The organism is Streptomyces sp. NPDC093984 (assembly GCF_044764595.1).
Classification (GTDB): Bacteria; Actinomycetota; Actinomycetes; order Streptomycetales; family Streptomycetaceae; genus Streptomyces; species Streptomyces cynarae.
The window spans coordinates 486,558-505,251 of record NZ_JBIWIM010000003.1; the positions used below are offsets into that span (position 1 = coordinate 486,558).

An 18,694-nucleotide genomic window follows, 5' to 3' on the forward strand; every position below is an offset into this window, starting at 1 on the left:
AGGCATGCCACTGCTCCCTGCTCTTCGGCCGCCCTCATGGCCCGCATCCCCCTGTGAAAGAAGAAAGGGATGGCGCTTTGCAGCCCAGACCATGGCCTCGCCTGCCCGGAACACGAAGATCACGAAAGTTCACGTCCGCCGTCACCTCGGTCGCCACGCTGGCGGTCCTCGCGGGTCTCGCGGTGCAGCCCGGCTCCGTCCGGCTGAACGCCGAACCGGTAAGCGATTCCTACCCCTGGTACCAGGACACGAGTGCCGAGCAGTTGCGCGAGGACCAGTGCCTGATGGCCGACGTCCTGCGGCTGGGCGGCCCGTCGATGGCCGCGACCGCGCAGGACGGCCTGAACCAGTCCGCCGACAAGCTGCGCGTGCTGGCCAACCGGGAGCACTGGGAACAGACGCCGCTCTCCGTCGCGTACCAGAAGGACCGGGACGCGGCGAGCAAGGAGATGGATGATCTGTCCGCTCAACGGGAGCAGTGGGGGAAGCCCCTCGACGGCCTGGTGACGCCCGGGGGATTCAGTGAAACCGGGTTCCATTGGCCGCCCGACGGCGAGCAGAGCTTCTACAACCAGACCGGCCTGAGTAAGTGGGTGGCGGACCGGTTCTGGAGGAGCGACGGCGACTTCTACGAGGACGCCACTCCGAAGGCGGACGAGGCGACGCTCAAGGCCGTGGACGCCATAGGCGACCCGCTGTACGGCAAGGACCCCGTCTTCACCCCCGGCACCCCGCAGGCCGAGTGGGACCGCATGCTCGCCGAGCACCAGGCCTTCCAGTGGATGCACGGCGGTCCGGGCACGAACGCGGGTGCCGACGACGCCCGCATCTTCCTCTCCTCCGGCGGCTTCCCGCGCACCGCGCCGCAGCCGGGCACGCCGGAGTACCGCATCGCGGTGGAGGACGTGAAGTCCCGCTTCGCCGCATGCGGCTGGCGTGACCCGCTGGACCCGGACAACGTGCTGGGCGACATCACCACCACCGCCGCCGACGAGTGGCAGCAGGAGATCGCCTCCCAGGCCGCCCAGCGCAACCGGATCATCGACGCCAACAAGACGGCCGTCGGCGCTCTTTCGAAGGGGGCCAAGGCCCTCAGCGACATGTTGGGGCACTCCTGGGTCGCCGACCACCTCACGCGCTGGCAGGACTACTGGAGTGCCGGTGGCATCGGCTGGATCGGTGACGGTCAGCTGGAGATCCAGGTTCCCGGCGCCACGGGCAAGTGCCTCGATGTCCAGGGCGGCGGCAAGACCAACGGCACCCCGGTCCAGGTCTACACCTGTAACGACAGCAGCGCACAGAGGTGGCAGCTGTATGGCTCCTACGACGGCGGCTACTCCCTGCGCAACGTCAACTCGGGCAAGTGCCTGGAGGTGGCGAACGGCGCCGACGCCAACGGCACGAAGATTCAGATCCAGACCTGCGGCGACGGCAAGGCGCAGCAGTGGAGGTTCGACGTCCGCGCCACCGGTGAGCTGCGCAATGCCGCAACGAACAAGTGCCTGAACCTGGCCGCGTTCGACAACGGCAAGGACGCGACGTCGTCGACGTGCAACGGCTCCACCGCGCAGAAGCTGCGGGTCGTGCCGAAGGGCCACAACGGCGACGACAAACTGGGCTACCCGACCAAGGCGCAGTTCGACAAGGCGAAGGCGGGCATCGCCGCCGCGCAGGCGGGTGCGAAGAAGCAGCTCACCGCGCTGCAGGCGCAGCTCGCGACTGCGCAGAAAGCCGCCGCTGCCTCGGACGCGGCCGTCCAGGCCGCCTACGGCATCGCGGACGCCAACGGTGCTCCGCGGGGCCGGGGTCTGCTGGTGGGTCAGCAGAAGGACCAGGTCACCCAGGGTTCGGTGGCCGCTCTGCAGGCGATGGAGAAGGCCGGTGAGACGGCCGAGGCCGCGACCCGTGCCTCCGCCGGGGACAGCGCGACCATCGCCCAGCGGGCTTTGGCGCAGGCTGCCCAGTCCAAGGCGGAGTTCCGCAAGGAGGCCGCCAAGACAGCCGAGTGGCAGGCGAAGGCCGCCGCGGACGCGGCGAAGATTCACCGGGACAACGCCAAGAAGGACAAGGAGACCGCCGAGGCCAAGCTCGCCGACGCGCTGAAGGCCGAGGGCGACGCGAAGGCGGCCGCCGCCGACGCCCACGCCAAGCGGCTGGCTGCGGAGGCCGAGGAGAAGACGGCCAAGGCGGAGAAGGAGAACGCGGCGGCCAAGCAGGCCGAAGCGGAGCAGCACAGGCAGAACGCGGAGACTCAGGCATCCCGGGCCAAGGACGCCAAGGGCAAGGCGGAAGCGGCGGAGAAGACCGCCGAAGGCAAGCGCGACGACGCGGTCAAGGCGAAGGACCATGCCAAGGCCATGCGCGACGACGCCTGGGACGCCGAGCAGAAGGCGGACGCGGCACGCGCGAAGGCCGACGCCAAGCAGGCCTACGCCGACTCCCTCGACGCCGGGGATGCAGCCGACGCGGCCCGCGCCGCCGCCAACGACGCCGACAAGGCCGCCGACGCCGCCGAAGCCGCGGCGGAAAAGGCCCGCTCCGAGGCCGATGCAGCCACCCAGGCGGCCGCAGACGCCGACGCCGCCGCCACCCGTGCCGAAGCGGCGGCGAAGCGGGCCCGCTCCGACGCGGACGCCGCCCAGGCCGACAAGCTCAAGGCCGACGCGGCCGTCAAGACCGCCACCAGCGCCGCCGCCGACGCCATCAATGCCTCCAAGAACGCCGCCGCCGAGGCCAGGACAGCGGTCAAGCTCGCCGATGAGGCCGAGCAGCACGCCAAGGACGCCAAGGCCCAGGCCGATGCGGCAAACGCGGAGGCAGGCAAGGCATTGGCGGCCTCGGCCAAGGCGGCCGGGTTCGCCCACGTCACCGCCCAGGCTGCCGTGGACGCCGGAGAGGCTGCCAAGCAGGTCGCCCAGCCGGCCAACGACGCCATCCAGCTCGGCTCCCCCTACGTCGACACCGACTCGGCCGCCGGCCTGGTGGTGCTGACCGGGCAGGGGTCGAAGACCATCGCCGAGCAGCAGCAGGCGGTCGCCGACGCGCACGCGAAGAACGCGGCAGCCGAGGCCCAGGCGGCGAAGAACCTCGCCGACCAGGCCAAGGGCGACGCCAAGGAGGCCTACCAGCACGCGGCGAACGCCGCCCAGTACGCGGCCGATGCCCGCACCTACTCGAAGGAGGCCCTGGGCTACGCGGCCGACGCGGCCAAGGCCGCATCGGCAGCCGCCGCGTCCCTGGCCCGCACCGTCGACTACGACAGGCAGGCCGCCGAGGACGCCGCAGCCGCCGACAAGGCCGCCGGCCATGCCGAGGGCTACGCCAAGGACGCCCGCGACTCCGCCGACGCCGCCGCACTCGACGCCGAAGCCGCCCGCGCCGCAGCCGCCCAGGCCGAACGGGACGCCAAGGACGCCCGCGCCGCCGCCGACCGCGCCGACGCGGCAGCCACCGAGGCCGAACAGGCCGCCAAGGACGCCGCCAAGTACGCGAAGGAAGCACAAGACGCAGCCGACAGGGCCGAAAAGGCGGAGAAGGCCAAGCAGATCGACACCGGAACGATCCCCGACGGCGACGGTGGCTCCCTCGGCAAGATGTTCTACGTCGTAGACCACATCGAGAAGGTCGGCGATCCGGAAGTCGTGAAGAAGTCGGAGAGCTGCGACGACTGGATCGACAAGCTCTTCTACAAGGGCGACTGCACGATCACCGAGAAGATCCGGTACAGGGCCGTCCTCGACCTGTACATGTGCACCGCCGAAGACCTGGACCCGCAAAAGTACAAGTGTCCCTCCGAGGCGACGTTGTACCTGGGCGAGACCCGGACCAAGGAACTGTCCCAGACGGTCACGCACACCATCACGATGGAGGAGTACCAGAGGGACATCGACCCGGTCGACATCATCTTCGGCAACTGGATCAAGTGCGCCGAGAAGCTGACGCCCGGCGGTGAGGGCGGAAGCTGGGGTGGATGCGTCTGGGCGTCCCTGGACGTCGCGAGTCTCTTCGCCGGCAAGATCCTCAAGCCCATCGCGGAGGCGCTGCGCGCGGTGGACGCCGCGTTCGCCACCGGCGTCGGCATCCGAGACGCGTTCAACGCTCTGAAGGCCTTGGACCTCGACCCGGCGGCCCTCAATCGCATCGAGAAGACGGCCAGCCTCTACGAGGACATCGCCACCTCCTGCCGGGTCAACAGCTTCCCCGGAAGCACACGGGTACTGATGGCGGACGGCAGTCTCAAGGCGATCAGTGCAGTGCGGCCCGGCGACCTGGTGCTTGCTGCGGATCCGGAAAGCGGCGCACAGCGTCCGCAGACGGTTCAAGACACCTACGCGCACGCCACGAACCGCCTGGTGGAGATAGACCTGGCTGGCGGCAGCACCATCGCCAGCACCACCGGACACCGGGTCTACGTCGTCGGGCTCGGCTGGACCCACGTGTCCGAGCTGCGGACGGGCGACCGGCTGCGATCGCCGGACGGAGCAACGCATGCCGTCACGGCCCTGCGGAAGCTGAGGGATGCGGCACCGCGCCGTGTCTACGACCTGACCGTCCAGGGCCTGCACACGTTCTACGTGCGTTCCGAGGGGCGGCACGCGGTGGACCTGCTGGTCCACAACTGCGTGAATCTGAGCGATGAGACCGTCTACCCGGAGTCAGGCGCGCATACGCTCTCCAAGCACGTCAACCGCACTGCCCAGCAGGCCGTCGAGGACGCTCAGGAAAACCTGCGCAAGGGCCTAGCCCCGATCAGTACTGTTTGGACCAACGCCGACATCGCCCAGCAGGCCGTCGACCGGGTCGTATCCCAGTACTTCTTCCCCAACGGCGTACGAAGGAAGGCCAGTTTCGAGGCTCTGGACAACTTCCTGAACAAGCGCGGACAGTGGCGGAACAAGGCCGAGTTCCCGATCACCGGCAAGTGGGATAAGTACTCTTCGCTGGGCACCGTGTACAAGGCGAGCGGCCCCCCGGAGGCCGCTGGCAACGAAGTCCGGGTGGTCCTCAAGAGGCTGCCGGGCAAGAAGGGCCACGAGGGGTTCATCGTGTTCACGTCGTATCCCCTGCCCAAGTGACCGGTGCCTCGACAGGCGCCTGAACGACTGACATCCATCCCCGGGGTGGGCCCCGTCCCGGCACAGGGACGGGCCCACCCGACGACGTCCTCCGGAGGCAGGGCACCCGTCATGGCGAGACAGCGTGAGCAGTACGGCAGGTTCTATGAGGGCGACTTCGGCCTCAGCGCACTCGCGGGCAAACTGTCCACGACGTCCGGGGCCCCGGACGAGGCGCGGTCACTGCGCCTCGCGTCCGAAGTGGCCGCCGTCTGCGAGGGCGAGGGCGCGGTGGAGTTGGGCGTGGACGTGCGCTGTCTACTGGACTCGGCCCTGCCGGACGGGGTCATCCGCGCGGTGTGGCTCGCGGCCACGCAGGGGCGCTTCGACCCTGCGGAGTGCGAGTCAGGCGTCCGAGGCTGGCTGCGTCGACTCGCGGAGGGTCGGCCCGAACGCAGGAGTGAGCCCGCCGCCGGGCACTGGCTCGCCCGGCCGAGCATGCCAGAGGAGGAACTGCGCGAGGCCGTCGTCGCGGAGATCCGCGCATCGGCAGGCACGCTCGAACGCGCTCTCGTCGAGAACGACCGCGCCGTCCTGCCACCCGGCGCGGTTGCCGGGTCGCTGGAAGCGGTCGCACGAGAAGGCGACGGCGACCTCGCGCTCCGGCTCTTCCTGCGTGTGCTCAAGGTGTACGGCGTACCGGTCGGCAAAGAGCAGTACGACCGTCTCATGGCGTTGGACGCCGCACTCGGCTGGCCCGGGCCAGTGGTATACGACGGCCTCAACGTGCTGTGGCCCCCCATCGACACAGCACGCCGCGACGCCTCCGGCGACTTCGGTTTTTCGGCGCTGACGTCATGGTTCGAAGGGGGCTGGCAGGAGAGCACCGCACGCGAACGTGTCCGGCAGGCCGCGGCCGCCGACGACAGCGCGCAAACCCCGGGCTCCGCGGCAGCAGTGCTGCTCGCGGACGCACGCCGCCTGCTCGACTCCCCTCTGCCCGCCGAGACGATCACTGTCCTGTGGCTGTCCGCCTCGGGACGTGGCTACAACATCGACCACCTTGGTATCGACGGAAGGGACTGGCTCCGGGTGATCGAAGACGTCTGCGAGAAGCACCTGAGGGATGTCGCCCCCCACTACCGCCATGCCCAGCCGCCGGTACGGACCGATCTGCGGGACGCCGTGCTGCGGGCGGTGAGGGAGGCGGCTCCGCTTCTGACGGATGCGGGCATCGGCCCCCGCTGGGACGTCATTCCCGGCGAGAGCGCCATCGGCGCCGTGGGCGAGGTCGTCACCGTTGTCGACCCGGATCTCGGGTTCCGGCTGTTGCTGCGGTTGCTGAACGTGGTGTCCCCGCCTCTCACCGAGGAGCAGTACTGCCACTACCAGGCACTGGGCAGGCGGTTCGGCTACGGCGAGCACCACGTCACCGAGGGATTGGAACATCTCGTACGGCACGGCTGACAGCAAGGCGGACAGTCGCTCCGTGACCCACGCCCACCGACACACGTTCACACGCCGTTGGCGATGGACTGTGGTCCCACCGGGCTCCTCGAGGCCCCTGAGCGCCCACCGGCACAGGCCGGAAGGCGACCGCCTCCGTCGTCCTCATCGAGACAGGCAGCTCGACCACTGCTGCCCGGCACTCAAACTGCCACACGGTGCCGATGTCAAGTGACGACGACGCGCCGTTTCGGCGGGTGCCAGGCGGGGCGGTTCATCGGCGAGTGTCGCTGTGGTCGGCAAGGTGCCGGTGGTTCAGCTGATCTCGGCAGATCGTGGTGTGCCCAGCGTGGCCGAACCGAAGCCAGGACAGGCCCGCGGGCCAAAGGGGCAGGGCCCCGTAGTAGCCCCGGGACGCCGCCCGCTGGGCCGATGGGGCGCAGCTGCCAAGGACTGGAGAGGTTGGGGCCGGCGGGGGCGAGAACCGCCCGCCCCCGCCGGCCGCCGCCTCAGCGGTGCAGCGCCTCCGCCTCCTGCGGCACGTGGGTGGCCACCACGCGCTCCCGCCCCCCGGCAGGGACCCGGCGACAGTCGACCGCGTAGGCCACAGCGGCCACCGCGAGGCCGAGCGCCGCCAGCGCCGCGCCCACGACGGCGGGGGACGTGGTGCCGAAGCCCGCCGCCAGGGCCAGGCCGCCGATCCAGGCGCCGCCGGCGTTCGCCAGGTTGAAGGCGGCCTGGTTGGCGGAGGAGGCCAGGGAGGGAGCCGCAGCGGCCTTCTCCATGACCATGAGCTGCAGCGGCGACCCGGTGACGAACGCCGCCATGCCCAGCAGTGTCACCGCCAGAGCTGCGCTCCACTGCCCCCGCATGAGGACCGGGAACAGCAGCAGTACCGCGGCCAGGGAGGTCAGGCCGCCGAACAGCGTGCCCCGCAGCGAGTGGTCCGCCAGCCGGCCGCCCACCAGGTTGCCGACCGTAGCGCCGACGCCGAACAGCGCGAGCAGGAGCGTCACGCTGGACTCGGCGAACCCGGCGGAGTCCGTCAGCATCGGCGTGACATAGCTGTACGCCGAGAACAGCGCGCCGAAGCCCGCCACCGTCGTCCCCAGCGCCAGCCACACGGGCAGCGAGCGCAGGGCGGCCAGTTCGCCGCGCAGGCCGCCGGCCGGGGCGTGGGTGTGGTCGTGCGGGATCAGCAGGTAGAGGGAGGCGATCGCGGCCAGGCCGATCGCGCTCACGCCCAGGAACGTGGCGCGCCACCCCAGGTGCTGGCCCATCAGCGTGGCCACCGGCACACCCGCGATGTTCGCGACCGTCAGGCCCAGGAACATCAGCGAGACCGAGCGGGCCTTGCGCTCGGGCGCCACCAGGTTGGTGGCGACGACCGCGCCGACGCCGAAGAACGCCCCGTGCGGCAGCCCGCTCAGGAAGCGGGCTGCCAGCAGCCAGTCGTAGCCGGGCGCCAGCGCCGAGAGGGCGTTGCCCAGCACGAACAGGGCCATCAGGCCGATCAGTACCGTGCGCCTGGACATGCGCGCCGTGACCGCGGCGAGCAGCGGCGCGCCGATCACCACGCCCAGGGCGTACGCCGAGACCAGGTGCCCGGCTGTGGGGATGGATATGTGCAGGTCGTCCGCGACATTGGGCAGGAGGCCCATCATCACGAACTCGGTTGTTCCGATGCCGAAGGCGCCCACGGCGAGGGCGAGCAGGGCCAGGGGCATGAAGTGCCTGTGCCTTTCCAGAACGAGGTTCCGTACGTCGTCGGGTTTCGTATGTTCACGTACGGAACAAAGTCTGGCAGGCCCAGTATTCCGCGAGGTTAAGGGGTGGTGACGTTCACACGTGCCGCCACCGGCAGATGGTCGCTCCCCGTGCGCGGCAGCGTCCACGAACTCACCGGCTCGATCCCCTTGACCATGATCTGGTCGATCCGCGCCATCGGGAACGACGCCGGCCAGCTGAACCCGAAGCCGCTGCCGGCCGCGCCCTGCGTCGAACGCATCTGGGAGGTGACGGCGTTGAGCGCCCGGTCGTTCATGGTGCCGTTCAGGTCGCCGAGCAGGATCACCTTGCTCAGCTTCTCCTCGGCGATGGCCTCCCCGAGCGCGTCCGCGCTGGTGTCCCGCTGCCGCGCCGTGAACCCGGCCGCCAGCTTCACCCGCACGGAGGGCATGTGGGCGACGTAGACGGCGACCTCGCCCTCCGGCGTGTTCACGGTGGCCCGCATCGCCCGCGTCCAGCCCAGTTTGATGTCCACGGGCTCGACCCCGCTCAGCGGGTACTTGCTCCACAGCCCGACCGTGCCCTGCACCGAGTGGTACCGGTACGTCGACGCCAGCGCCCGCTCGTACACCGGCACCGCGGACGTCTTCAGCTCCTCCAGCGCCAGCACGTCCGCCCCGGACGCGGCCACGTCCCGGGCGGTGCCGGACGGGTCGGGGTTGTCGGCGTTCACGTTGTGCGTGGCGACGGTCAGGTCGCCGCCGGTGCCGCTCTTGTCGCCGAGCAGCCCGCCGAAGAGGTTCAGCCAGACCGTCACGGGCACCAGCACCGCGATCAGCGCCGTCGCCGACTTCCGCACCAGCGCGAGGATCAGCAGCAGCGGCACGCCGACGATCCCGAGCCACGGCAGGAACGTCTCCGTCAGGGAGCCGAGGTTTCCGACCCTGTTGGGGATCCGCGCGTGCAGCAGCATCACCAGCGCGAGGACCACCGCGAGCGCGGCCAGGACGATGCCGCGGCGCCAGATGCCGCGGTCACCGCGCAGAGCGTCGTACAGGCGCCGGAGCCGGGATCCTCTGCGGCCCGGCCCCGTGCCGCCGCCACCCGTCTCCGTCATGTACGCCTGCGCCATACCGTCGCCTCACACCTTGCCGTGCACACCGTCATCCCCCCGCGGTAACGACCCTAGGGGATGATCGGCTCCGTCCCTGCCGCCCCATGACGGCCGTACGCGCACGAGGACGAACAAGGCGGCGTCCGAAGTTCCGAACGGGGGTTCCTGAGGAGCCTTCTGTGACGAAACGCGCACATACGCGCGGGAAACCGGCACGTGGGCGTTACGATCTGACGGGTCGTAGGCCTTCCAGGGTCGTGTCGACGATCCGCTCGCTCAGGCCCTCCTCGAGCGGCGCCTCGGGGCGCAGCAGGGAGCGTACGAGCATGGGGCCGAGCAGCATGTCGTTCATCAGATCGATGTCCACGTCCGTGCGCAGCTCGCCGTTCCGCTGTCCGCGGCGCAGGATGTCGAGGCTGAGCCGGCGCCGGGGTGCTATGACGGTCGCGTGATAGGCGGCCCAGATCTTGGGGCTGGACTTCATCTGCGCCTGCACGTTGCGAAGGATCGCCGAGGAGCGGCTGGCGAGGGCGCGCTGCCGCAGCCACTCCAGCAGCATGACCAGGTCGTCGCGCATCGAGGTGCCCGGCAGTTCGGGGTCCTCGGGGTCGGCGGCGCGCAGGACGTCGACGAAGAGGTCCTCCTTGTTGTTCCACCGCCGGTAGATGGTGGCCTTGCCGACGCCCGCGGTGCGGGCGATGCGCTCTATGGACAGGTCGGCGAGGGACACGCCGTCCTCCATGAGCTTCATCACCCCTTCGATGATGGCCCGTTCGACGGCCTCGCTGCGCGGACGTCCGCGCACGGGCCACTCCTGCTGCTGGGTCCGGGGCCTGCTCTCGGCGAGGCTCACGTTCGACTCCGTCCTTGGCCGGCGGTGGATGTTCCCCCGCTGTCTGTCGTCAACGGGCACCCGGCCGTCCGAGTGCCCGATTTGACGCACCGTCACTGATCGGCCGCGACCAGCTCCGGCTCCTCGGTGCCGGTCCGCGCGGCCGCCTTCCCGGGCAGGAACAGCGCGACCACCACGGCGCCGACCACCGCCACGCCCGCGCCCCACAGCGCGGTGACGTGCATGGCGTGCAGGAACGCGTCGTTGGCCGGGGAGACGAGCGCCCTGCCCTTCGGGCCGAGCTTGGAGGCGACACCGAGGGTCGCCTCGATGGACTCGCCCGCGGTGTGCCGTACGCCTGCCGGCAGGAACGTCAGCTTGTCCTCGATGCCGTCGCGGTACGACGTCGACAGGACCGAGCCGAGCACCGCGATGCCGAGCGCGCCGCCGACCTGACGGAAGGTGTTGCTGAGCGCGGACGCGGAGCCGGCCTTCTCGCGCGGAAGCGCCTGCATTATGACGACGCTGGTCGGGGTCATGATGTGCGCCATCCCGGTGCCCATCAGGAAGAACAGGACCTCGAGGATCCAGATGGGCGTGTCCGCCGTCAGGGCGGCGAACGCGGCGAGCATCGCGGCGATGATGAGCATGCCCGCGGTGGTGGTGGCCTTGTTGCCGAACCGGTCGACCAGCAGCCGGGCGCGCGGGGCGAAGATCAGCTGTGCGGCGGCCAGCGGCAGCAACAGCAGACCCGCCTGCAGCGGCGAGTAGCCGCGCACGCTCTGGGTGTAGAAGACGGAGAAGAAGGTCACGCCCATCAGCGCGAAGAAGACCAGGGAGATCGCGGTGATGGCCGAGGAGAAGGCCTTGTTCTTGAAGTAGCCGACGTCGATGGACGGGTGGTCGCTGCGCTTCTCGAACACGACGAAGAGCGCGAGGACGGCGAGACCGGCCAGTATGGTCCCGATCACCTTGGTGTCGGTGAAGTCGGCGAGCTGGCCGCCCTTGATGATGCCGTAGACGAGCAGGACCAGGCCGACGACGGACAGCACGACGCCGATGGGGTCGAGGCGTCCGGGGTTGGGGTCGCGGGAGTCGGGGACCAGCCAGATCATCAGGGCGAGCGCCAGGATCACGATCGGCACGTTGATCAGGAAGACGGAGCCCCACCAGAAGTGGTCGAGCAGCACCCCGCCGGTGATCGGCCCTATGGCGATGGCGAGGCCGACGCCGCCGGCCCAGATGCCGATGGCCTTGGGCTGCTCGTCGCGCTCGAAGACGTTCATGAGGACGGCGAGCGTGGCCGGCATCACGAAGGCCGCGCCGAGGGCCATGAGGGCGCGGAAAGCAATCAGCTGATCGGGTGAACCCGACTCCGCGGCGAGCGCCGACCCCGCGCCGAACACCACGAGACCGGCCAGCAGCGCCTTCTTCCGGCCCAGACGGTCGCCCAGCAGCCCCGCGGTGAACAGCAGCCCGGCGAAGACGAGCGTGTAGGCGTTGATGGCCCACTCCAGCTCGCTCTGGGTGGCGCCGAGGCCGATCGGCGCGGGGGTGGAGATCGTCTTGATGGCGACGTTCAGGATGGAGTTGTCGAGCACCACGATCAGCAGGCTGAGCATCAACGTGCCGAGGATGGCCCACCGGCGCCGGTGCACGGCATCGGGCACCCGCCGTTCGACAGGGGCAGCAGGGGTAGTCATATGAGCGAGCCTAGGCGACTTCCGATACGGAACCGTCTCGTATCGGAAGTCTTTACGGACTCCTTAAGAAGAGACCTGGGTCACGTGTCAAACGGCCCAATCCGGGAGACGCGGGCTCTGCCCCCGCGGTTGAGCGGCCGCCTGTCCCCGGCCCGGGCCGGGGCCCGCCCCCTCCCCTAGCCGCGCGTGGCACGAGGTGCCACCATGGGGGTGGTCCGGGGACGCCGTCAGGGCGCCTCGAGATGACAGAAGGAGCCGTTGCGATGACGCAGCTTCCGGCTGCCCAGGGGCAGCACGCTCAGGGCACGCTCAGGTCCTCCGACAGCAGCAAGGCGCTGTACGGGGGGAAGAGCACCCGCCGTATCACCGTCCGCGACATCACCGCCGCCAAGGAGCGCGGTGAGAAGTGGCCCATGCTCACCGCCTACGACGCGATGACCGCGTCCGTGTTCGACGAGGCCGGCATCCCGGTGATGCTCGTCGGCGACTCGGCGGGCAACTGCCACCTGGGGTACGAGACGACCGTGCCCGTCACCCTCGACGAGATGACCATGCTCTCCGCCGCCGTCGTGCGGGGCACCAGGCGCGCCCTGATCGTCGGCGACCTGCCCTTCGGCTCGTACCAGGAGGGCCCGGTGCAGGCGCTGCGCTCGGCCACCCGGCTGGTGAAGGAGGCCGGGGTCGGCGCGGTGAAGCTGGAGGGCGGCGAGCGCTCGCACCGCCAGATCGAGCTGCTGGTGGAGTCCGGCATCCCGGTCATGGCGCACATCGGCCTCACCCCGCAGTCCGTGAACGCCATGGGGTACCGCGTGCAGGGCCGCGGCGAGGAGGCGGCCGCGCAGCTGCTGCGGGACGCCAAGGCGGTGCAGGACGCGGGCGCGTTCGCGGTGGTCCTGGAGCTGGTCCCGGCGGAGCTGGCGGCCGAGGTGACGCGGGTGCTGCACATTCCGACCGTCGGCATCGGCGCCGGTCCGGACACCGACGCGCAGGTGCTCGTGTGGACGGACATGCTCGGGCTGACCGGGGGCCGGGTACCGAAGTTCGTGAAGAAGTACGCGGATCTGCGACAGGTGATGGGCGACGCGGCGAGGGCGTTCGCCGAGGACGTGGTGGGCGGGACCTTCCCGCTCGAGGAGCACTCGGTCCACTGACCTTCGCTGAGCCTCCACGCGGCGAAGCCCCACAATGCCACCGCCCCGCGCCCCTTCAGGTGGCGCGCGACAGCCCGCCGATCATCCCCCGTCGGCGGGCTGTCGCCATTGTGCGCCTAAGCCGGCGCCGCTCTCGCGGACCTGGTTGCTCGACCCCGTTTTGCGCCTAAACCGGCGCCGCTCTCGCGGACCTGGTTGCTCGCCGTCGTGGTTCCTCAATTGATGGTTGCGGTGTTCGTCGGAGAGTTTTCGGTGCTGTCGGCGGCCAGGGGTGAGCTGTCAGCAGTCCGTCGGTGGCTGTAGGTGCGCTGTCGGTCGTTTGTCGGTGGGGCCTGACACCTTCGTGGCATGACGCGAATCGACAACACCCCGAACGACGCCGCATCGGACGCGGCCGTCACCGTGCGGGGGCTGGTCAAGCACTACGGTGAGACCAAGGCGCTGGACGGCGTCGACCTCGATGTGCGCGAGGGCACCGTCCTCGGCGTGCTGGGGCCGAACGGTGCCGGCAAGACCACCCTCGTGCGCTGCCTGTCCACCCTGATCACCCCGGACGCCGGCCACGCCGTCGTCGCCGGCTACGACGTCGTACGGCAGCCGCGGCAGACGCGCCGCGTGATAGGCCTCACCGGCCAGTACGCCTCCGTGGACGAGAAGCTGTCCGGTTTCGAGAACCTGTACATGATCGGCCGGCTCCTCGACCTGCCCCGCAAGGAGGCCCGCGCCCGGGCCGACGGCCTGCTGGAGCGGTTCTCGCTCACCGAGGCCGCGAAGCGCCCGGCGTCCACGTACTCCGGCGGTATGCGCCGGCGCCTGGACCTGGCCGCCTCGATGATCGGGCACCCGGCGGTGCTCTACCTGGACGAGCCGACCACCGGCCTCGACCCGCGCACCCGGAACGAGGTGTGGACCGAGGTCAAGCGGATGGTCGCCGAGGGCGCGACCGTGCTGCTCACCACCCAGTACATGGAGGAGGCCGAACAGCTCGCCTCGGAGCTGACCGTCATCGACCGCGGCAAGGTCATCGCGGGCGGCCGCATCGACGAACTGAAGGCCAAGGTCGGCGGCCGTACGCTGCGCGTCCGCCCGGCCGACCCGGCGGAGCTGCGCCCGACGGCCACGGCACTCGACGAGTTCGGCCTCACCGGTCCCGGCAACGCGACCGTGGACACCGAGACCGGCACCGTCCTCGTGCCGATCCTCAGCGACGAGCAGCTGACCGCGGTGGTCGGCGCGCTCACCGCCCGCGGCATCACGCTCGCCGGCATCTCCACCGAACTGCCCAGCCTGGACGAGGTGTTCCTGTCCCTCACCGGCCACAAGGCCGGTGCCCCGCAGGACGCGTCCCCCGCCCGTGAGGAGGTCGCCGCATGAGCGCCCACCCGTCACCCACCACCACCCTGAACGAGGCGCTGCGCGCCGCCCCTTCCAACACCATCAGTTCTCCGGTCTCCGAAGGCCGTATCGGACTCCGCGCGAACCTGCGCCACATCGGTGCCCTGGTCCGCCGCAACCTGCTGTGGATCCGGCAGGACCCGGAGTCGATGTTCGACGCGATCCTGTTCCCGATCATCTTCTGCCTGCTGTTCGTGTTCGTCTTCGGCGGCGCGATCGCGGGCACCCACAACCGGCACGCGTACGTCAACTACGTGGTCCCCGGGCTGATGGCGATGATGGGTATGAACATCGCGCAGGGCGTCGGCACCGGATTCAACGAGGACTTCCACAAGGGCGTGATGGACCGCTTCCGGTCCCTGCCGATCAGTCGCGCCTCCGTCCTGGTCGCGAAGATCACGGTGGAGCTCGGGCGGATGCTGTTCGCCACTGCGGTTCTGCTCGCGGTGGGCTTCATGCTCGGGCTGTCGGTGTCGAACGTCCCGGGCCTCTTCGCGGCGATCGGCCTGTCGGTCCTCTTCGGGTTCGGGGTCATGTGGATCTTCCTGACCCTGGGCGTGGTGCTCAAGAGCGCCCAGGCCGTCCAAGGGATGGGGTTTCTCGTGCTGATGCCGCTGCAGTTCGGTTCGTCGATCTTCGCCCCGACCAACACCATGCCGGGCTGGCTGCAGGCGTTCACCGACTACAACCCGCTGTCGACGCTCGCGGACGCCGCCCGGGGTCTGATGAACGGGGGTCCGGTCGCCCACAGCGTACTGATGACCCTCGCCTGGTCGGCCGTCCTCACGCTGGTCATGGCGCCGATCGCCATCCGCAAGTTCAACAACAAGAGCTGACGCCCGGCCCGAGCACAGCCGGTCCGCGTCATACGAGGGCGGCGGCCTCCTCCAGGGTGAGGCCGGCGCCCTCCGCGTACGCGGCCTCGTAGGCCGGGTCGCCCAGCGCGGCCCGGGCGGCCGCCTCCGCCCTGGCCCGTGCCTCGAGCTCGGCGGGTGCCTGGACGTGGCCGGGCGGCAGCAGCCCGTCGGCGGCGGCCACGCACCGGGCCGCGTCCCCGGCGCGACGCCCGCCGTCCACGCCGGCGAGCGCGATCGCCGCGGTCACCAGATGCACGGAGGCCATGTGCGGCGCGATCATCCGGCTCATCCGGTCCCCGGCCCGCGCGAGCCCCGTGCGCACCTTGACGAGCGCCTCCTCGTACCGCTCCTCGACCGTGTCCAGCCAGGCGTCGATGCCGATCACCAGCCCCTCGAAGACCGGAAAGGTGATGGCCTGGAACTCCTCCCGCACCGCCCGCAGTTGCTCGCGCGCCTCGGCCACGCGGTCGGTACGGCCGAGCCATATCGCCAGGAACAGCCGCGCGGCCGGCAGCGCGTCGTGCACCACGCCCCGGCGGTCCTCGAGCACCTCGCGCAGCAGCCGTTCACCCCGCTCGGCGTCCCCCGCGTCCAGCAGCACGCTGCCGAGGCGGGCGCCGAGCACGGCCATCTGGGAGCGGGCGCCGAGCTGTTCTGCGTAACGCCGCGCGGCCTCGTAGTCGGCTGCGGCGAGCAGGTAGTCACCGCGGCGTTCGTTGGCCTCGCCACGGGCGGACAGGGCCTCGGCCGCGCCCCAGGCGTCGCCGAGGCGGACGAAGATCTCCAGCGCCTCGTCCGCGTCCTGGGTCGCGTCGCCCGTCCAGTCGGGGCGGTTGGAGAGGAGGTTGGCGCGCACCTGCAGGGTCTGGGCCAGCTCCCAGGGGTGGCCGAGGGCGCGGCAGGTGCGCACGGCCTCGTCCATGACCACGCGGACGCGGTCCATGTCGGCGGTGAGCAGGATGGCGAAGAACCACAGGAAACCGGGCACCCGGCAGGTCTGCGGCTGCCCGGGGCGGTAGGTCTCGCTGATGACGCGCAGCTTCGCCTTGGCCTCGGGTGTCTCCCACGCCTGGATGTCCATGTCCATGCAGGCGAGGTGGACGAGATGCGCGTCGCGGCGGGCCTCGTCGAGGACTTCGGGGCGCATCGGCGGTGGGCTGTCGATGGGCCTGTCGAGCAGGTCGGGCACCGGACGCGCGGGCGAGGTGAACGGGTCGGGGCCGAGCGCCATGACGGCGGTCGACCAGGTGCGGGCCTCGGTGCGCAGGTCCCGCATCTGCCAGTACCAGCACAACGAGAGCAGCAGGCACAGCGCCTCCTGCTCGTCGCGGGCGGCGACGGCGCGGCGCAGGGCGGTGCGCAGGTTCTCGTACTCCAGCTGGAGCCGCGCGACCGCCGCAGGTTGCCGCGAGGAGCGCAGCAACGGGTCGGTGGTGCGGGCCAGTTCGCGGTAGTACGTGAGGTGGGCGCGCTCGGTGCCGGGGCGTTCGCCGGACTCCTCGAGCCGTTCCGCTGCGTACTCGGCGACCGTCTCGAGAAGCCGGTAGCGCATCGCGCCGTCGCCCGACGGGGCGGCCACGACGAGGGACTTGTCGACGAGCGAGCCGAGTGCCTCCAGGGCGGCGGGCCCGCACACGGCCTCCGCGGCGGTCAGGTCGCAGCCGCCGGAGAAGACGGACAGCCGGCGCAGCACCGCGCGTTCGTCCTCCTCGAGGAGGTCCCAGGACCAGTCGACGACGGCCCGCAGCGTCTGCTGGCGGGGTAGCACGGTGCGGCTGCCGGAGGTCAGCAGCCGGAAGCGGTCGTCGAGCCGGTCGGCGATCTGGCGCGGGGTGAGCATGCGGAGGCGGGCGGCCGCCAGTTCGATGGCGAGGGGCAGCCCGTCGAGGCGGCGGCAGATCTCTGCGGCGGCCTCGGGGTCGTCCTCGACGCGGAAGCCGGGCCGGGCGGCGGCGCCGCGGTCGGCGAGCAGTTCCAGCGCGTACGGCTGCGGCAGCGGCTCGACGGGGCGCAGCACCTCTCCGGGGACGCCGAGAGGTTCCCGGCTGGTGGCGAGGACCGTCAGGCCGGGGCAGCGTTCGAGCAGGTGCGCGACGAGGTGGGCGGCGGCGTCGACGACGTGCTCGCAGTTGTCGAGGATGAGCAGCATGCGGCGCCGGGCGCAGTGCTCGGCAAGCCGGACGAGGGGGTCGTCGTGCCGGTCGGCGACGGCACGCATCTCCTCGGCACCGGCGCCGCGCAGCACGGTCTCGCGCGCGCCGACGGCGGTGAGCACGGCCTCGGGCACGGCCTCGGGGTCGTCGACGGGCGCGAGTTCGGCCAGCCACACGCCGTCCCGCAGTTCGTGCGCCACCGTCTCGGCGGCCTCCTGGGACAGCCGCGTCTTTCCGGCGCCACCGGGCCCGAGCAGGGTGACGAGCCGGGCGTGGGCGAGATCACCGCGAAGGGCGTCGATGTCGGCGTCGCGCCCGACGAAGGAGGTGAGCCGGGCGCGGAGGTTGCCGGGAGGTGGGGGTGCGGCGCGGGTGTCCGCGTGCGACGGGACCGTGGTGGGCTCGGTGCCGGGGGCACGCAGCAACTCCTCGTGGAGCGCGCGCAGTTCCGGTCCCGGGTCGGAGCCCAGCCGGTCCGCGAGCAGTTGCCGTACGTCCTCGTAGGCGGCCAGGGCCTGAGCCGGGCGGCCCGCGTCGCGCAGGGCGCGCAGGCGCAGCGCCTGCAGGGGCTCGTCCAGGGGGTGGAGGTCGCACAGGGCGGTCAGCTCGGGCAGGTGCTGCTCGCCGTGGCCGAGGGCGAGCCCGGCGGTGAGGCGGGCGCGGCGCGCGTCGAGGCGGCGGGTCTCCCAGCGGGCGGCCTCGGCGGTGCGGTCGGGCATGTCGGCGAGGGCGGGGCCGCGCCACAGGGCGAGGGCGTCGTCCAGCACGACCGCCGCCTTCGCGGGGTCGCCGTCGGCCAGCGCGCGCAGGCCCTCCCCGGCGAGCCGCTCGAACCGGTGCAGGTCGACGTCGTCCGGCGCGGCGGCCAGCCGGTAGCCGCCGTCCACGGACTCCACGGCGTCCGCACCGAGCGCCCGGCGCAGCCGCCCGACCAGCGCCTGCAGGGCGCCGGGGGCGTCGGCGGGCGGGTCGCCGCCCCACACCTCGTCGACGAGCAGGGCGGCCGGCACGGCCCGGCCTGCCCGCAGCGCGAGCACGGTCAGCAGGGCACGCAGCCGCGCCCCGCCGAGGGGCAGGGGCGTGCCGTCGGGGCGGAGTGCCTGGGTGGTACCGAGAAGGCGATAGCGCACGGGGTTCATTCTCTCCGCCACCGTCACCGGGGGTCACGGGGTTTCCGCGTGGCGCGGCGCCGGCACCGGAACTCGGCCCCTGCGGCGAGACGTTTTCCCGCTGCGCCCGGTACGGTCGGGCCGTCGCCGTA

General features: G+C 71.2%; 10 protein-coding genes. 5 read left to right on the forward strand and 5 right to left on the reverse strand.

All coding sequences use genetic code 11. From position 1 onward, the window contains the following. Nucleotides 1-77 precede the first annotated feature (77 nt). Together ACIRC0_RS14350 and ACIRC0_RS14355 are read left to right on the forward strand one after the other, a co-directional pair. On the forward strand, nucleotides 78-5,075 hold the full coding sequence (locus ACIRC0_RS14350) for an RICIN domain-containing protein (protein WP_403615731.1): 4,998 nt from the start codon (nucleotides 78-80) through the stop codon (nucleotides 5,073-5,075). Nucleotides 5,076-5,186: 111 nt separating this feature from the next. Further along, nucleotides 5,187-6,521 carry a hypothetical protein gene (locus ACIRC0_RS14355; RefSeq protein ID WP_403615734.1) on the forward strand — a complete coding sequence of 445 codons (1,335 nt, stop codon included), beginning with the start codon at nucleotides 5,187-5,189 and terminating at the stop codon, nucleotides 6,519-6,521. A gap of 488 nt (nucleotides 6,522-7,009) precedes the next feature. Here the strand turns inward: ACIRC0_RS14355 and ACIRC0_RS14360 are convergent, their stop codons facing one another. From ACIRC0_RS14360 to ACIRC0_RS14375, 4 genes are all read right to left on the reverse strand, one after another. Continuing rightward, a complete protein-coding gene (locus ACIRC0_RS14360; protein ID WP_403615737.1) occupies nucleotides 7,010-8,227 on the reverse strand; it encodes an MFS transporter in 1,218 nt (405 codons plus the stop codon). 98 nt (nucleotides 8,228-8,325) lie between these two features. Next, entirely contained in the window at nucleotides 8,326-9,360 is a 1,035-nt protein-coding gene (locus tag ACIRC0_RS14365) for an endonuclease/exonuclease/phosphatase family protein (protein WP_403615740.1), read from the reverse strand. A 205-nt stretch (nucleotides 9,361-9,565) separates the two neighbouring features. Next, on the reverse strand, nucleotides 9,566-10,195 hold the full coding sequence (locus tag ACIRC0_RS14370) for a TetR/AcrR family transcriptional regulator (RefSeq protein ID WP_403615743.1): 630 nt from the start codon (nucleotides 10,193-10,195) through the stop codon (nucleotides 9,566-9,568). 92 nt (nucleotides 10,196-10,287) lie between these two features. Then, a complete protein-coding gene (locus tag ACIRC0_RS14375) occupies nucleotides 10,288-11,877 on the reverse strand; it encodes an MFS transporter (protein ID WP_403615746.1) in 1,590 nt (529 codons plus the stop codon). A gap of 263 nt (nucleotides 11,878-12,140) precedes the next feature. Between ACIRC0_RS14375 and panB the strand changes: the two genes are divergently transcribed. From panB to ACIRC0_RS14390, 3 genes are all read left to right on the forward strand, one after another. Then, on the forward strand, nucleotides 12,141-13,028 hold the full coding sequence (panB, locus tag ACIRC0_RS14380) for a 3-methyl-2-oxobutanoate hydroxymethyltransferase (protein WP_366029862.1): 888 nt from the start codon (nucleotides 12,141-12,143) through the stop codon (nucleotides 13,026-13,028). Nucleotides 13,029-13,376: 348 nt separating this feature from the next. Further along, nucleotides 13,377-14,402, forward strand: coding sequence for an ATP-binding cassette domain-containing protein (locus ACIRC0_RS14385; protein ID WP_403615749.1), 1,026 nt, complete (start codon nucleotides 13,377-13,379; stop codon nucleotides 14,400-14,402). Next, on the forward strand, nucleotides 14,399-15,259 hold the full coding sequence (locus ACIRC0_RS14390) for an ABC transporter permease (protein ID WP_403615752.1): 861 nt from the start codon (nucleotides 14,399-14,401) through the stop codon (nucleotides 15,257-15,259). The genes ACIRC0_RS14385 and ACIRC0_RS14390 overlap by 4 nt, the downstream gene beginning before the upstream one ends. 28 nt (nucleotides 15,260-15,287) lie before the next feature. Here ACIRC0_RS14390 and ACIRC0_RS14395 read toward each other — a convergent pair whose 3' ends face one another. Then, nucleotides 15,288-18,572 (reverse strand): BTAD domain-containing putative transcriptional regulator, encoded by a 3,285-nt coding sequence (locus tag ACIRC0_RS14395; RefSeq protein WP_403615755.1) that lies wholly within the window; start codon nucleotides 18,570-18,572, stop codon nucleotides 15,288-15,290. Nucleotides 18,573-18,694 lie beyond the last annotated feature (122 nt).